The organism is Pandoraea anapnoica (assembly GCF_902459765.1).
GTDB lineage: Bacteria > Pseudomonadota > Gammaproteobacteria > Burkholderiales > Burkholderiaceae > Pandoraea > Pandoraea anapnoica.
Genome location: NZ_CABPSP010000012.1, coordinates 183,976 through 198,284 on the forward strand (window position 1 = coordinate 183,976; position 14,309 = coordinate 198,284).

Consider the following 14,309-nt stretch of genomic DNA (forward strand, 5'->3'; position numbering starts at 1 on the left):
CATGTCGCAACGTCTTTCCATTCTCGGCTCCACTGGCTCCATCGGCGTTAGCACGCTCGACGTTGTGGGGCGTCATCCGGATCGCTTCTCGGTCTACGCGCTGTCGGCGCACCGTAATCTCGATCGTCTTTTTGAGCAGTGCGTTGCCCATCGTCCGCAAGTGGCGGTCGTGGCCGACGCCGATGGCGCACGCGTGCTGTCGGCGCGTTTGGCTGAGGCTGGCCTGAAGATCGACGTGATGTACGGTCCGCAAGCGCTGATCGAAATCGCCGAGGCCGGCGAGGTCACGATGGTCGTGGCGGCCATCGTGGGTGCTGCAGGTCTGCAATCGACCCTTGCTGCGGCGCGCGCAGGCAAGCGCATTCTGCTGGCGAACAAAGAGTCGCTGGTGCTTTCCGGTGCGTTGTTCATGGCGACAGCAGAACGCGCGGGCGCCACGTTGCTGCCGCTCGATAGCGAACACAACGCTATTTTCCAATGCTTGCCGCAAGTCGCCGGGGAGAGCCGTATTTCGACGCGTGGCGTCGAGAAACTGGTGTTGACTGCTTCGGGAGGCCCATTCCGTGAGCGGGAACTGGCGTCGCTCGATAACGTGACGCCGGACGAAGCATGCGCGCATCCGAACTGGGTGATGGGTCGCAAGATCTCGGTGGATTCGGCGAGCATGATGAACAAGGGCCTTGAAGTCATCGAGGCGCACTGGCTGTTCAATATGCCGCCGGAGAAGATCGAGGTACTGATCCATCCGCAAAGCGTGATTCACTCGATGGTCACGTACACCGACGGCTCGACACTGGCGCAGCTCGGTAACCCCGATATGCGCACGCCGATCGCTCACGCGCTGGCGTTTCCGGACCGGGTGGCGTCGGGCGTTGCCGGATTGAATCTCGCGGACATCGGCAAGCTGACGTTCGAAGCGCCGGATCTGCGCCGTTTCCCGTGTCTTCGTCTGGCATTCGATACGCTGCATCGCGGCGGTACGGCGGGGGCTTTGCTCAACGCATCCAACGAAGTGGCCGTGGCGGCGTTTCTTGATGGGCGCATCCGTTTCACTGCGATTGCGCAAGTGGTCGAGCGTGTGCTCGATACCGTCGCCGTGGGTGAGGCCACCTCGCTCGAGGTCGTGCTTGAAGCCGATCGTCGTGCCCGCGAACTGGCGACGGAGATCGTTGCCGGTTTGCCTGCACCAGCGCGTTCCTGACGCCGCTGCCCATGTCGTAATTTTCCCGGGGCTCGTTCGCTCATGAATCTGCTGACCACGTTGCTAGCGTTCGCCATCGCCATTGGTGTTCTGGTGGTGTTCCATGAGTTGGGCCACTACACGGTCGCAAGGCTTTGTGGCGTGAAGGTTCTGCGATTCTCCGTGGGCTTCGGGACGCCGCTCCTCAAATGGACGATGGGGCGGGACCGTACCGAATGGACGGTCTGCGCATTGCCGCTCGGCGGCTACGTCCGCATGCTCGACGAGCGTGACGAAACGCAGATCGTCGCCCCGGAAGATCGGGCGCGTGCGTTCAATCAGAAGTCTGTCTACAAGCGTTTCGCCATTGTGGCGGCCGGTCCGGTCGCCAACTTCCTCCTTGCCATTGCCCTCTATGCGAGCCTGAATCTGGCTGGCGTGACGGAGCCGGTCGCGCGAATCGCGCCGCCGACGGCCGGTACGCTCGCGGCCCGTGCAGGGCTGTCCGGCGGTGAGCTGATCACCGGGGTGCGGGAAAACGGCAGAAGTCCCGATGAGGCCGTCGGGGAGGAAGCGACCGTGCGTTCCTGGGAAGATCTTCGCTGGCGTCTTGTCGATCCGATGATCGAAGGGCAGCGCGTGACGCTGGTGGCGCGCACGCGCGATGGCCGTGCGGAATACACGCTGGACGCGGCCGGGCAGCATTTCGATGCGGCCGGCGAAGAGGACTTTATGCAGCGTCTGGGCCTGGTGCCCTCGGCGCGTGTCAAGGTGGGGCAGATCATCGCAGGCGGTGCTGCGGGACTCGCCGGGTTGCGCGTGGGCGACGAGATTACGGCGGTGGACGGCACTCCCGTGACCTCCGCCAAGGCGCTCGTCGATGCCGTTCGCGCCCACCCTGGCAAGGCGATGACCCTGACGGTGCGTCGGGACGGCAGCCTTCGAAACGTCACACTGACGCCTAATGTGGAAGTCGATTCGGCGACGGCGGGTGGCGAGCGCGTGGGCAAGATCGGCGCAGCGCTGGCCAGTCAGGTCGATTCGGTGACCGTCCGCTATGGACTGTTCGAGGCGATTGGCCGTGGGGCGCAGCGCACGTGGGATGTGACGGCATTCAGCGTGCGCATGTTTGGGAAGATGATCACTGGGCAGGCGTCGCTCAAGAATCTGAGCGGTCCGGTGACGATTGCGGATTACGCGGGGCGTTCGGCCCGGCTCGGTCTGGATTATTTCATCGCCTTTCTGGCGCTTGTCAGCATTAGCCTCGGCGTATTGAATCTATTGCCGATTCCGGTTTTGGACGGTGGCTATCTGTTATATTATGCGGTCGAAGCGATTACCGGTCGGGCAGTTTCCGAACGGTGGCAGGGCGCGCTGCAACGAGTGGGCATCGTTTGCATCCTTGCGCTCTCTGCCGTAGCACTTTTCAACGACCTGTCGAAGTTGTTGCACTAGGACAGCGTCACGTGCCTGCCGGTCGCAGGCAAATCCGAGTTTTTCACGATTCAATTGTTTCTTGGGGAAGCAAGTTGTCGAATAAATACCACCTTGTTCCGAAGACCCTGGTGATTGCGGTTCTGGCGGCACACAGTTTCCTGGCACGGGCCGTCGAGCCGTTTGTGGTCAAGGATATCCGAGTGGAGGGCTTGCAGCGTATTGAACCCGGTACCGTCTTCTCGTACCTCCCGGTCAAACCCGGTGACAAGTTCAACGATGATAAGGGCACCGAAGCAATTCGTGCCCTTTATGCCACGGGCCTGTTCTCGGACGTGAGCGTTGAAGCGCAGGGCAGCGTGCTGGTGGTGCACGTCAACGAGCGTCCCGCAATTGCTTCCATCGACTTCCTCGGCATCAAGGAATTCGACAAAGACGGTCTGAAGAAGGCACTGCGCTCGGTCGGCCTGACCGAAGGTCGCACCTTCGACCGCAACCTGCTCGACAAATCTGAGCAAGAACTTAAGCGCCAATACCTTACGCGCGGTTACTACGCTGCTGAGGTCAAGACGACGATCACGCCGCTCGAGCGCAATCGCGTGGGCATCCAGTTCGCCGTGACGGAAGGTCCGAAGGCGACGATTCAGCAGATCAACTTCGTGGGCAACAAGGCCTTCTCGTCGTCGGACCTGACGGCCGAGATGGAACTGGGCACGCCGAACTGGCTGTCGTGGTATTCGAAGAACGACTTGTACTCGAAAGACAAGCTCACGGGCGATCTGGAAAAGCTGCGTTCGTTCTATCTGAACCGCGGTTATCTGGAATTCAACATCGACTCCACCGACGTTTCGATCACGCCGGACAAGGACGAGATGTTCCTCACGATCAACATTCACGAAGGCGAGCCCTACAAGGTGTCGGACGTCAAGCTGACGGGCGAAATGCTCGGCAAGCAAGACGACATCCAGAAGCTCATTCAACTCAAGGCCGGCGATACCTTCTCGGCGGCCAAGCTGCAGGCGAGCACGAAAGCCATCTCCGACCTGCTGGGCAACTACGGTTTCGCGTTTGCGAACGTGAACGCCCAGCCGAACATCGACCGTAACAACCACACCGTCGCGCTCAATCTGACGATCGATCCGGGCCGTCGTGTGTACGTGCGCAAGATCAACATCGTGGGCAACTCGCGTACGCGTGACGAAGTGATTCGCCGCGAACTGCGTCAGCTCGAAAGCTCGTGGTATGACGCCGACCGCCTGAAGCTGTCGCAAGACCGTATCAACCGTCTGGGCTACTTCACCGACGTGAACGTGACGACTGAGCCGGTGGCCGGTTCGAACGACCAGGTCGACCTTCAGGTGAAGGTGGAAGAGAAGCCGACCGGTACGATCAACGTCGGTGCCGGTTTCTCGTCGACCGACAAGGTGGTGTTGCAGGCCGGTATCAGCCAGGACAACGTGTTCGGCTCGGGTACGTCGCTGTCCGTGAACGTGAACACCGGTAAGACGTACCGTACGTTGGCGGTGACGCAAGTCGACCCGTATTTCACGGTTGACGGTGTGAGCCGTATTACCGACATCTACTACCGTACGTATCAGCCGCTGTTGCTGACGAGCGATTCGGATTTCCGTATCAACACGCTCGGCGGTAACCTGAAGTTCGGCGTGCCGTTCTCCGAAGTCGACACGGTCTTCTTCGGTCTGGGCTTCGAACAAACGCGTCTGCACCTGACGAGCGACGGTACGACGCCGCAACGCTACGTCGACTATGCCAACCAGTTCGGTTACGTCAGCAACAACTATCCGCTGACGGTGGGCTGGTCGCGCGACTCGCGTGACAGCGCGCTGATCCCGAACCGCGGTCATTACCAACAGGCGAACATCGAAATCGGTACGCCGATCGGAACGACCAAGTACTTCCGCGCGTACTATCAGCACCAGTACTACTACCCGGTGAGCCGTGGCTTCACGCTGGCGCTGAACGGCGAAGTGGGCTACGGCCACGGTATGGGCGGTCAGCCGTTCCCGATTTTCAAGAACTACTTCGCGGGCGGTATCGGTTCGGTGCGTGGTTATGAGCCGAGCTCGCTGGGTCCGAAGGACACCAACGGCGAACCGCTGGGGGGGGCATCGAAGCTGATCGGTAACGTCGAACTGACGTTCCCGCTGCCGGGCACGGGTTACGATCGTACGCTGCGTATCTTTACGTTCTTCGACGGCGGTAACGTGTTCGATAACGGTCAGGCGATTACCTTCAATAACCTGCGCTATTCTTACGGTTTCGGTCTGTCGTGGATTTCGCCGATTGGCCCGCTCAAGCTCTCGATGGGCTTCCCGCTCGTCAAGAAGACGGGCGACCAGTATCAGAAATTCCAGTTCCAGGTCGGTACGTCGTTCTAACGACGGCAGATCGACCGGTTCCGAACGTTTCATCGTTGTAAGGGGTAATACATTGAACGGTATCCGTAAGCATTGCCTTCGCGGCGTCGCCGCGGCGTTGCTGGCTGGTGCGGCTTTTGCTGCCACGGCTCAGGATGCGCGCATCGCCGCTGTGAATTCGGATCGCATTTTGCGCGATTCCACACCGGCCAAGGCCGCACAAGCCAAACTTGAGGCCGAGTTCTCCACGCGAGACAAGGCGCTGCAAGACATGGCCCAACGTCTCAAGGCGATGTCGGACAAGCTCGACAAGGACAATCCGACGTTGAGCGACGCCGAGCGCGCCAAGCGTCAGCGTGATCTGGCCGCCGCCGACACCGAATTTCAGCGCAAGCAGCGTGAGTTCCGTGAAGACCTGAATCAGCGTCGTAACGAAGAACTCGCGGCCGTGCTCGATCGCGCGAATCGCGTCATCAAGCAGATTGCCGAGACGGACAAGTACGATCTGATCGTGCAGGAAGCGGTCTACGTCAGCCCGCGTATCGACATTACGGACAAGGTGCTCAAGACGCTGAACGCAAGTTCGGGTGGCGGCACCAGCGGCAAGTGACGGGCGGGCATTCCATGTCGGGATCGTCGTCCGCGCCATCCGTTACCCTGGCCCAGTTGGTCGCGCGCTTCGGCGGCGACCTGGTGGGCGATGGCAACGTTGCCGTCGAAGGCCTGGCTCCGCTCGATCGTGCGGGTAAGAAGCAACTGGCCTTCCTGTCCAATCCGCTGTATCTCGCAGAAGTGCCTAACTCGGGCGCAGCTGCTGTCATTCTCTCCAAAGCCGATTTCGACAAGCTGCCTTCGCATGAAGGCCGTGCGTGGATCGTTGCGCCGAATCCGTACGCGTACTTCGCCCGCGTGGCGCAGATGTTCGCCGACGCGGCGACACCAGTGCCGCCTGCAGGTGCCCATCCGAGTGCCGTCGTCGATCCTTCGGCCGTCGTGCCGGCCTCGTGCGTGATCGGACCGAACGTCGTGATCGAGGCGGGGGTGCGTCTGGGTGAGCGTGTCCGTTTGATGGCGAACGTGTTCGTCGGCCGAGGCACGACGCTGGGCGACGATGTGCTCGTCTATCCGAATGCCACGCTGTATCACACGAGTGTGATCGGTGCGCGTTGCGTGATTCACGCGGGCACCGTCATCGGTTCGGACGGTTTTGGTTTTGCGCCTGATTTCTCCGCAACGGGCGGCGAATGGGTGAAGATTCCGCAGGTGGGGCGTGCGGTGATCGAAGATGACGTCGAGATCGGCGCGTCGACGACCATCGACCGTGGCGCCATGGCGGATACCGTCATCGAGCGCGGCTGCAAGATCGACAATCAGGTGCAGATCGCGCACAACGTGCGTGTCGGCGCCTTTACGGTCATTGCGGCATGCACCGGTATTGCCGGTAGTAGCACGATCGGTAAATTCTGCATGCTGGGCGGCAACGTCGGCATCGCGGGCCACGTGACGCTAGGCGACAAGGTCATCGTGACGGCAAAGTCGGGGGTATCGAAATCGATCCCCGGCCCGGGCACTTACACCAGCGCGTTTCCGGCAATCCCGAACGCCGAATGGAATAAAAACGCGGCGATCATGCGCAATCTGGACAAGATGCGCGACCGCGTGCGTCAACTTGAAGCGAAGGTCAAGGACCTGCAAGACAAATGAGCGAGACCACTATTACTATCGACATCCACAAGATCATGAAGCTGCTGCCGCATCGGTATCCGATGCTGATGGTGGATCGCGTGATCGGACTGGAGCCGCACAAGAACATCAAGGTCATCAAGAACGTCACGATCAATGAGCCGTACTTCACCGGCCATTACCCGCAGCGTCCGGTGATGCCGGGTGTGCTGATCGTTGAAGCGTTGGCGCAGGCCGCAGCGTTGCTCACCTTCTCGGAAGAGGCGGTGCACGACGAAAACACGCTCTACTATTTCGTGGGTATCGAGAGCGTACGCTTCAAGCGTCCGGTCGAACCGGGTGATCAGCTCATTCTCTCGGTCGATTTCATCAGCCACAAGCGCGGCTTTTATAAGTTCAAGGGTGAGGCAACGGTGGACGGCAAGCTGGCTGCCGAAGCCGAGTTCATGTGCATGGTCAAGAAGAACGGCGAATAACCGGAACTGAGACGCTCATGACGAACATTCATTCCACTGCCGTCGTCGATCCGAAGGCGCAACTGGCGGCCGACGTCGTTGTCGGTCCGTACGCGATTATCGGCCCCAACGTGACGGTCGGCGCGGGTACGCAGATTCTCGCGCACACGGTGATCGACGGTCATACGACGCTGGGCGAGGGCAACAAGATTGGCCCGTTCGCATCGGTTGGCGGCAGTCCGCAGGATATGAAGTACGCGGGCGAGCCGACCAAGCTTGTCATTGGCGACCGCAATACCATTCGCGAATTCACGACCATCCACACCGGTACGGTGCAGGACGGTGGCCTGACGAGTCTCGGCAACGACAACTGGATCATGGCTTACGTGCACATCGCGCACGATTGTCACGTCGGCAATCACACGGTGTTCTCGAGCAACGCGCAATTGGCGGGCCATGTCCATGTCGACGACTGGGCTATCATCGGCGGCATGACCGGTGTGCACCAGTTCGTGCGCATCGGTGCTCATGCGATGGTGGGCGGTGCGTCGGTGCTGGTACAGGACGTGCCGTCATTCGTGATCGCTTCGGGTGACCGCGCGGTACCGTACGGCATCAACGTCGAAGGGTTGCGCCGTCGCGGTTTTTCCGCCGATGCAATCACGGCATTGCGCCACGCGTACAAGCTGCTCTACAAGAGCGGATTGACGTTGGATGAAGCCAAGGTGCAAATCGAAGCCTTCGGCAATGCCGGTGCGCCGGACGTCTTCGAGGCAGTGCGCGCACTGCTCGATTTCCTCAACGCAAGCACGCGCGGTATCGTGCGCTGACCTATGTCGCCGACCCTTCCCGGCGCCGGCCAGCGAACCCTGGCGATGGTGGCCGGGGAGCTGTCAGGCGATCTCATTGCCGGCAACGTGCTTGCCGGTCTCAAGCAAAGTCTCCCGGCCGACATCGCCTACGCGGGTGTCGGTGGTCCGCATATGGCGGAAGAGGGCTTCGACGCCTATTGGCCGATCGACAAGCTCTCCGTCATGGGCTACGTCGAAGTCATCAAGCATCTGCGCGAAATCCTCTCGATTCGAAAGCAACTGCGCGAGCGCTGGCTTGCGGAAAAGCCGATCGCATTCGTTGGCTTCGATGCGCCGGACTTCAACTTCGATCTCGAAGTCAAGCTGCGTGAAGCGGGCATTCCGACGATTCACTTCGTGAGCCCGTCGATCTGGGCGTGGCGCGGTGGGCGCATCAAGAAGATCAAGCGCGCCGTCGATCACATGCTGTGCCTGTTCCCGTTCGAGCCCGAGATCTATCACCGTGCCGGAATTGACGCCACGTTCGTGGGTCATCCAATGGCGGACAAGATTCCGATGGTGCCCGACGTCGCAGGGGCGCGGGCCACATTGGGGCTTCAGAGCGACGGGCCTGTCGTTGCGATTCTGCCGGGCAGCCGCACGTCTGAAGTGCAGCGTCTCACGCCGGTGTTTTTCGCGGCGATGCGTCTGCTGGCCAAGCGAGAGCCGTCGATTCGATTCGTCCTGCCGGTTGCAACGCCCCGTCTGCGCGTGCTGATGCAGCCGATTTTCGATGCCCACAGCGACCTCAATCTGACAGTGATCGACGGACGTGCGCCGCTGGCATTGGAAGCCGCAGACAGCGTGCTTCTTGCAAGCGGGACGGCAACGCTGGAGGCCGCGCTGTACAAAAAGCCGATGGTGATCTCATACAAGGTGCCCTGGCTGACGGCGCAGATCATGAAGCGCCAGGGCTATTTGCCTTACGTGGGCTTGCCGAATATTCTGTGCGGCGAGTTCGTCGTGCCGGAGCTGTTGCAGCATTTTGCAACGCCCGAAGCGCTGGCCGATGCTGTCTGGCAGCAATTGACCGATCCGGCGTTGCGTGCATCGCTGCAAGCGCGTTTCACGAAGATTCACGAAGAGTTGCGTCAGAACACGGCGGCGCGTTCGGCGGAGGTCATCGAGCGTGTACTGCGCGAAAAGGGGCGGCTATGACGGACGACGTGAAGGTGCATCGGACGACGCGCAAGACTGCCGTTAGCAATGGCGTGACGTCTCCCGCCGTGAAGCCCCGCACGCGTGTGGCGAAAGCGACGCCTCCGCAGATGGCGTTCGATCTGTTCGCGGATATCGCAGCCGATCTGACCTGCGGCGTGGACGAAGTCGGTCGCGGTCCGCTGGCCGGTCCGGTCGTGACAGCGGCGGTGATTCTCGACCCGTCGCGCCCGATCAAAGGACTGGCCGATTCGAAGAAGCTCACGGCACTTCGTCGCGAGGCGCTTTACGAGGAAATCGTCGAGCGCTCGCTGGCATTTTGCATCGCCGAGGCGAGCGTGGCGGAAATCGATTCCCTGAATATCCTTCATGCGACGATGCTCGCGATGCAGCGCGCGGTGAACGGACTTTCGCGTGTGCCAGCACTGGCGCTTATCGATGGCAATCGGTGCCCCGTGTTGCCGATGCGTGCCGAAGCAGTGATCAAGGGTGACGACAAGGTGCCTGCGATTTCGGCGGCGTCGATTCTGGCGAAAGTCACGCGTGACCGTCAGTTGGCAGCACTTCATGAGGAGTTTCCGCAGTACGGTTTTGACGAGCACGTCGGATACGGTACGCCCAGGCACCTCGAAGCGCTGCGCACGCATGGGCCGAGCCCGCATCATCGCCAGTCGTTTGCGCCTGTGCGCGATGCGTTTGAAATTTTCGGCACGTTGACGGTGTCACGCGTGGTCCGTACGTCATGAAGCTCATCAGTTCCAAAGACAATCCCTTCTACAAGCGCCTGAAGCTACTCGCGCAGTCGAACCAGCAGCGCCGCAAGCTGGGGCAGACGTTGCTCGAAGGCGTGCATCTTGCCGACGCCTATCTCGGTGCGCTCGGACAGCCACTCGTTTGCGTAGCGGCAGAATCGGCGCTGGATAACGACGAAGTCGCGCAGATCTGGGCGCGGGTCGATCCGGATCGACGCGTATGTTTGCCCGAGGCGCTGTTCGAGCCGTTGTCGACGTTGGTCAACGGGGTGCCGCTGCTCTTCGTGGTGGAGATGCCGTCAGGTCATCTACCCGCAACGCAAACGACCGACTGCGTGATTCTCGATGCTGTGCAGGACGCAGGCAACGTTGGCTCCATCCTTCGAAGCGCAGCGGCCGCTGGCGTGCGCGACGTCTACTGCATGTCGGGCACGGCGACTACATGGTCCAGCAAGGTGTTGCGCTCGGGCATGGGTGCACATTTTTCGTTGAACATCGTCGAGCATTGCACGCCGGATTCGCTGGCGCCGCGACTGTCGGTGCCGTTGCTGGCGACAAGCCTGCAAGCGAGTACGTCGCTCTACGAACAGGATTTGCGTAGTCCTGTGGCGTGGGTTTTCGGCAACGAAGGGGCGGGCGTATCACCCCATTGGCTCGAACGTGTACAGACACCGATCCGCATTCCTCAGCCGGGTGGGATGGAGTCGTTGAACGTCGCAGCGTGCGCCGCTATTTGCTTGTTCGAGGCGGTGCGGCAGCGATTGTCGTGATCGGCCGGTGCGAATGAAAAAGGGACGCTTATGCGTCCCTTTTGCGTTGCTATCGTCCTGCATAGAGCTCAGGCGGGCGTCGGTTGACGTCAGTAGACGTCGCGCTCCAGCTTGATTTCCTGAAGGATCGTCGTCGCGATTTCCTCAATCGACTTGTGCGTCGAGGAGAGCCACTTGATCCCTTCGCGACGCATCATCGCCTCGGCTTCGTTGACCTCGTAGCGACAGTTTTCGAGCGACGCATACTTGCTGCCCGGACGACGCTCGTTGCGGATTTCCGAAAGTCGTTGCGGATCGATGGAAAGTCCGAAAATCTTTTCCTTGTACTGATCGAGCGTGGAGGGCAGTTTCTCGCGCTCGAAATCGTCCGGGATCAGCGGATAGTTGGCCGCCTTCACGCCGTACTGCATGGCGAGATAGAGCGTTGTCGGCGTCTTGCCGCTGCGCGACACGCCCACGAGAATTACGTCGGCGCTTTGGAGGTTCTTGTTGGACTGGCCGTCGTCGTGGGCGAGCGAGAAGTTCACTGCCTCGATCCGGTTCTTGTACGCTTCGCTGTCGGCGTTCTGGTGCACGCGGCCGATGGCATGCATCGACTTGAGATTGAGTTCCTGCTCCAGCGGCTCGATGAACGTCTGGAACATGTCGAGAATCACGCCCTGGCAATTGCGCAGGATCTCGTTGGCCCTGGCGTCCACCAACGTGCTGAAGATGATCGGACGAACGTTTTCGGTCCGATACATTTCATTGATGCGTTGGGCCGTTTCATAGGCTTTATCGACGGAATCCACGAACGGAACGCGAATCTGACGGAAACGCATCTCGAATTGCGCGAGGATCGAGTGCGCAAACGTTTCGGCTGTAATCCCTGTGCCATCGGAGACGATGAAAACGGGCCGTGCGGCAACCGGTTTGACCGGCGCGGCGGGGCCGTCAGGGGCGGGTGTAGGGGAATTTCCGGGAGTGAGGGCGTCGCTCATGCGCAGAATCGCAAAATGGTGCATTGCACGGTAGAATAGCGGCAACTTGTTGGATAAGCAATTGCGCGGCCATCGCGCCCGGTTCCATGTCAGCCCCGCCTGACGGGGCGCTACGGGAAATGACGGTGGTTCGATGCAGGACGTCGGGCGCTAGCCCCTGGTACCCGACGCTGCCAAGGCGCGATTTCTTATCCAACAGGTCGACCGGCCCACGTCAGTCCCAGCCGGTCCGCCGAGAATTTTTTTTCTTACCTTAGGGGCTTTTATGACTAACGCAGCACACGACGGCGCCTACGTGGTGCCGTTTGAGCATCTGCGCATGACCGACGTCGAGTCGGTCGGCGGCAAGAATGCATCGCTTGGCGAAATGATCAGCCAACTGGCCAACGCAGGCGTTCGCGTGCCGGGTGGCTTCGCCACGACGTCTTTCGCATTCCGCGAGTTCCTCCAGCACAACAACCTGACCGAGCGCGTTGCCAAGCGTCTCGAGGGCCTCGACGTGGATAACGTCAAGGCGCTCGCAGAAGCCGGTGCCGAAATCCGTCAATGGATCGTCGACGCGCCGCTGCAACCGCAGCTCGAGAAGGACATCCGCGAACAGTTCGCTCGCATCACGGCCGACCAGCCGGACGCGTCGTTCGCCGTGCGTTCGTCGGCAACCGCCGAAGATCTGCCCGACGCCTCGTTCGCAGGCCAGCAGGAAAGCTATCTGAACGTCGTCGGTATCGAAGACGTGCTGGATCGCATGAAGCACGTGTTCGCGTCGCTGTATAACGACCGTGCCATCTCGTACCGCGTTCACAAGGGCTTCACGCACGCCGAAGTGGCGTTGTCGGCCGGTGTGCAGCGTATGGTGCGCTCGGACTGCGGCGCGTCGGGCGTGATGTTCACGATCGACACTGAGTCGGGCTTCCAGGACGTGGTGTTCATCACGGCCAGCTATGGTCTGGGTGAGACGGTTGTGCAGGGCGCGGTGAATCCGGACGAGTTCTACGTCTTCAAGCCGACGCTCAACGCTGGCAAGTACCCGATCATTCGCCGCACGCTCGGCTCGAAGTTGCTCAAGATGGAATTCACGCAACCGGGCGAACCGGGCCGTGTGAAGACCATCGACGTGCCGATGGAATTGCGTAACCGCTATTCGATCACCGACGACGATTGCGTCGAGCTGGCCAAGTTCGCGCTGATCATCGAGAAGCACTACGGTCGTCCGATGGACATCGAGTGGGGCAAGGACGGCAAGGACGGCAAGATCTACATTCTTCAGGCGCGTCCGGAGACGGTGAAGAGCCAGTCCGTCGGCAAGGCCGAGCAACGCTTCAAGCTCAAGGGCGACGCTCCGGTGCTGACCACGGGCCGCGCAATCGGCCAGAAGATCGGTGCAGGTCCGGTGCGCGTGATCATGGATCCGAGCGAGATGGAGCGCGTGCAGCCGGGCGACGTGCTGGTGGCCGACATGACCGACCCGAACTGGGAGCCGGTGATGAAGCGCGCTTCGGCCATCGTGACGAACCGTGGCGGCCGTACGTGCCACGCGGCCATCATCGCGCGTGAGCTGGGTGTGCCGGCCGTGGTCGGCTGCGGTGACGCTACCGACGTGCTGAAGGACGGCGCGCTGGTGACCGTGTCCTGCGCAGAAGGCGACGAAGGCAAGATCTACGATGGTCTGCTCGAGACCGAAGTGACCGAGATCCAGCGTGGCGAAATGCCGAAGATCCCGGTGAAGATCACGATGAACGTGGGCAATCCGCAACTGGCCTTCGACTTTGCACAGCTGCCGAACAGCGGTGTGGGCCTGGCGCGTCTCGAATTCATCATCAACAACAACATCGGCGTTCACCCGCGCGCGATTCTCGAGTACCCGAATATCGACGCCGACCTGAAGAAGGCGGTGGAATCGGTCGCTCGCGGTCATGCGTCGCCGCGCGCGTTCTACGTCGACAAGCTGGCTGAAGGGATCGCCACGATTGCGGCGGCTTTCTATCCGAAGCAAGTGATCGTGCGTCTGTCGGACTTCAAGTCCAACGAGTACAAGAAGCTCATCGGCGGCTCGCGTTATGAGCCGGATGAAGAAAACCCGATGCTGGGCTTCCGTGGCGCGTCGCGTTACATCTCGGAAGACTTCGCCGAAGCGTTCGAGATGGAGTGCCGTGCGCTCAAGCGCGTTCGCGACGAAATGGGTCTGACGAACGTCGAGATCATGGTGCCGTTCGTGCGTACGCTGGGTCAGGCGGAGCGCGTGGTCAACATGCTCGGCGGCTACGGTCTGAAGCGCGGTGAAAACGGCCTCAAGCTGATCATGATGTGCGAAGTGCCGTCGAACGCGATTCTGGCTGACCAGTTCCTCGAGTACTTCGATGGCTTCTCGATCGGCTCGAACGATCTGACGCAGCTCACGCTGGGTCTGGACCGCGATTCGGGTATGGAGTTGCTGGCGAAGGACTTCGACGAACGTGACCCGGCAGTGCAGTTCATGCTCAGCCGTGCCATCAAGGCTTGCCTGGCGCAGGGTAAGTATGTCGGCATCTGCGGTCAGGGCCCGTCGGACCATCCGGATCTGGCCGAGTGGCTGGTCAAGGAAGGCATCGTCTCGATGTCCCTCAACCCGGACACGGTCGTGGAAACGTGGCAACAACTCGCCAAAGTGGCGAAGTAAGCGTCGCAAGAA

Annotated in this window: 12 protein-coding genes; 11 read left to right on the forward strand and 1 reads right to left on the reverse strand. The window is 60.8% G+C overall.

The genetic code is table 11. The features are described 5' to 3' along the window. The first annotated feature begins 1 nt into the window (after position 1). The 10 genes from ispC (at position 2) to PAN31117_RS19485 (ending at position 10,661) form a co-directional block, all read left to right on the forward strand. Positions 2-1,201, forward strand: a complete 1,200-nt coding sequence (gene ispC, locus PAN31117_RS19440; protein ID WP_150739643.1) for a 1-deoxy-D-xylulose-5-phosphate reductoisomerase — start codon at positions 2-4, stop codon at positions 1,199-1,201. Positions 1,202-1,243: 42 nt separating this feature from the next. Then, a complete protein-coding gene (gene rseP, locus PAN31117_RS19445; protein ID WP_150739644.1) occupies positions 1,244-2,635 on the forward strand; it encodes an RIP metalloprotease RseP in 1,392 nt (463 codons plus the stop codon). A gap of 74 nt (positions 2,636-2,709) precedes the next feature. After that, positions 2,710-5,013 carry an outer membrane protein assembly factor BamA gene (gene bamA / locus PAN31117_RS19450; protein ID WP_174991033.1) on the forward strand — a complete coding sequence of 768 codons (2,304 nt, stop codon included), beginning with the start codon at positions 2,710-2,712 and terminating at the stop codon, positions 5,011-5,013. A 52-nt stretch (positions 5,014-5,065) separates the two neighbouring features. Next, entirely contained in the window at positions 5,066-5,602 is a 537-nt protein-coding gene (locus tag PAN31117_RS19455) for an OmpH/Skp family outer membrane protein (RefSeq protein WP_267919674.1), read from the forward strand. Positions 5,603-5,616: 14 nt separating this feature from the next. Next, complete coding sequence (gene lpxD, locus PAN31117_RS19460; protein ID WP_150739646.1) at positions 5,617-6,696, forward strand: UDP-3-O-(3-hydroxymyristoyl)glucosamine N-acyltransferase; 1,080 nt, start codon at positions 5,617-5,619, stop codon at positions 6,694-6,696. Then, positions 6,693-7,151 carry a 3-hydroxyacyl-ACP dehydratase FabZ gene (fabZ, locus tag PAN31117_RS19465; protein WP_150739647.1) on the forward strand — a complete coding sequence of 153 codons (459 nt, stop codon included), beginning with the start codon at positions 6,693-6,695 and terminating at the stop codon, positions 7,149-7,151. The genes lpxD and fabZ overlap by 4 nt, the downstream gene beginning before the upstream one ends. 17 nt (positions 7,152-7,168) lie before the next feature. Continuing rightward, the gene (gene lpxA, locus PAN31117_RS19470) at positions 7,169-7,960 is read left to right on the forward strand and encodes an acyl-ACP--UDP-N-acetylglucosamine O-acyltransferase (RefSeq protein WP_150739648.1); all 792 of its coding nucleotides are present in this window, start codon (positions 7,169-7,171) and stop codon (positions 7,958-7,960) included. Positions 7,961-7,963: 3 nt separating this feature from the next. Next, complete coding sequence (gene lpxB / locus PAN31117_RS19475) at positions 7,964-9,139, forward strand: lipid-A-disaccharide synthase (protein WP_150739649.1); 1,176 nt, start codon at positions 7,964-7,966, stop codon at positions 9,137-9,139. A gap of 110 nt (positions 9,140-9,249) precedes the next feature. Further along, complete coding sequence (gene rnhB / locus PAN31117_RS19480) at positions 9,250-9,885, forward strand: ribonuclease HII (RefSeq protein ID WP_246189178.1); 636 nt, start codon at positions 9,250-9,252, stop codon at positions 9,883-9,885. Further along, a complete protein-coding gene (locus PAN31117_RS19485) occupies positions 9,882-10,661 on the forward strand; it encodes a TrmH family RNA methyltransferase (RefSeq protein WP_150739651.1) in 780 nt (259 codons plus the stop codon). The genes rnhB and PAN31117_RS19485 overlap by 4 nt, the downstream gene beginning before the upstream one ends. Before the next feature lie 89 nt (positions 10,662-10,750). Here PAN31117_RS19485 and ppsR read toward each other — a convergent pair whose 3' ends face one another. Further along, on the reverse strand, positions 10,751-11,641 hold the full coding sequence (gene ppsR, locus PAN31117_RS19490) for a posphoenolpyruvate synthetase regulatory kinase/phosphorylase PpsR (RefSeq protein WP_150739652.1): 891 nt from the start codon (positions 11,639-11,641) through the stop codon (positions 10,751-10,753). Between the two features lie 265 nt (positions 11,642-11,906). On the opposite strand from ppsR, the gene ppsA reads away from it, so the two are divergent. Continuing rightward, a complete protein-coding gene (gene ppsA, locus PAN31117_RS19495) occupies positions 11,907-14,297 on the forward strand; it encodes a phosphoenolpyruvate synthase (protein WP_150739653.1) in 2,391 nt (796 codons plus the stop codon). Positions 14,298-14,309: the final 12 nt, after the last annotated feature.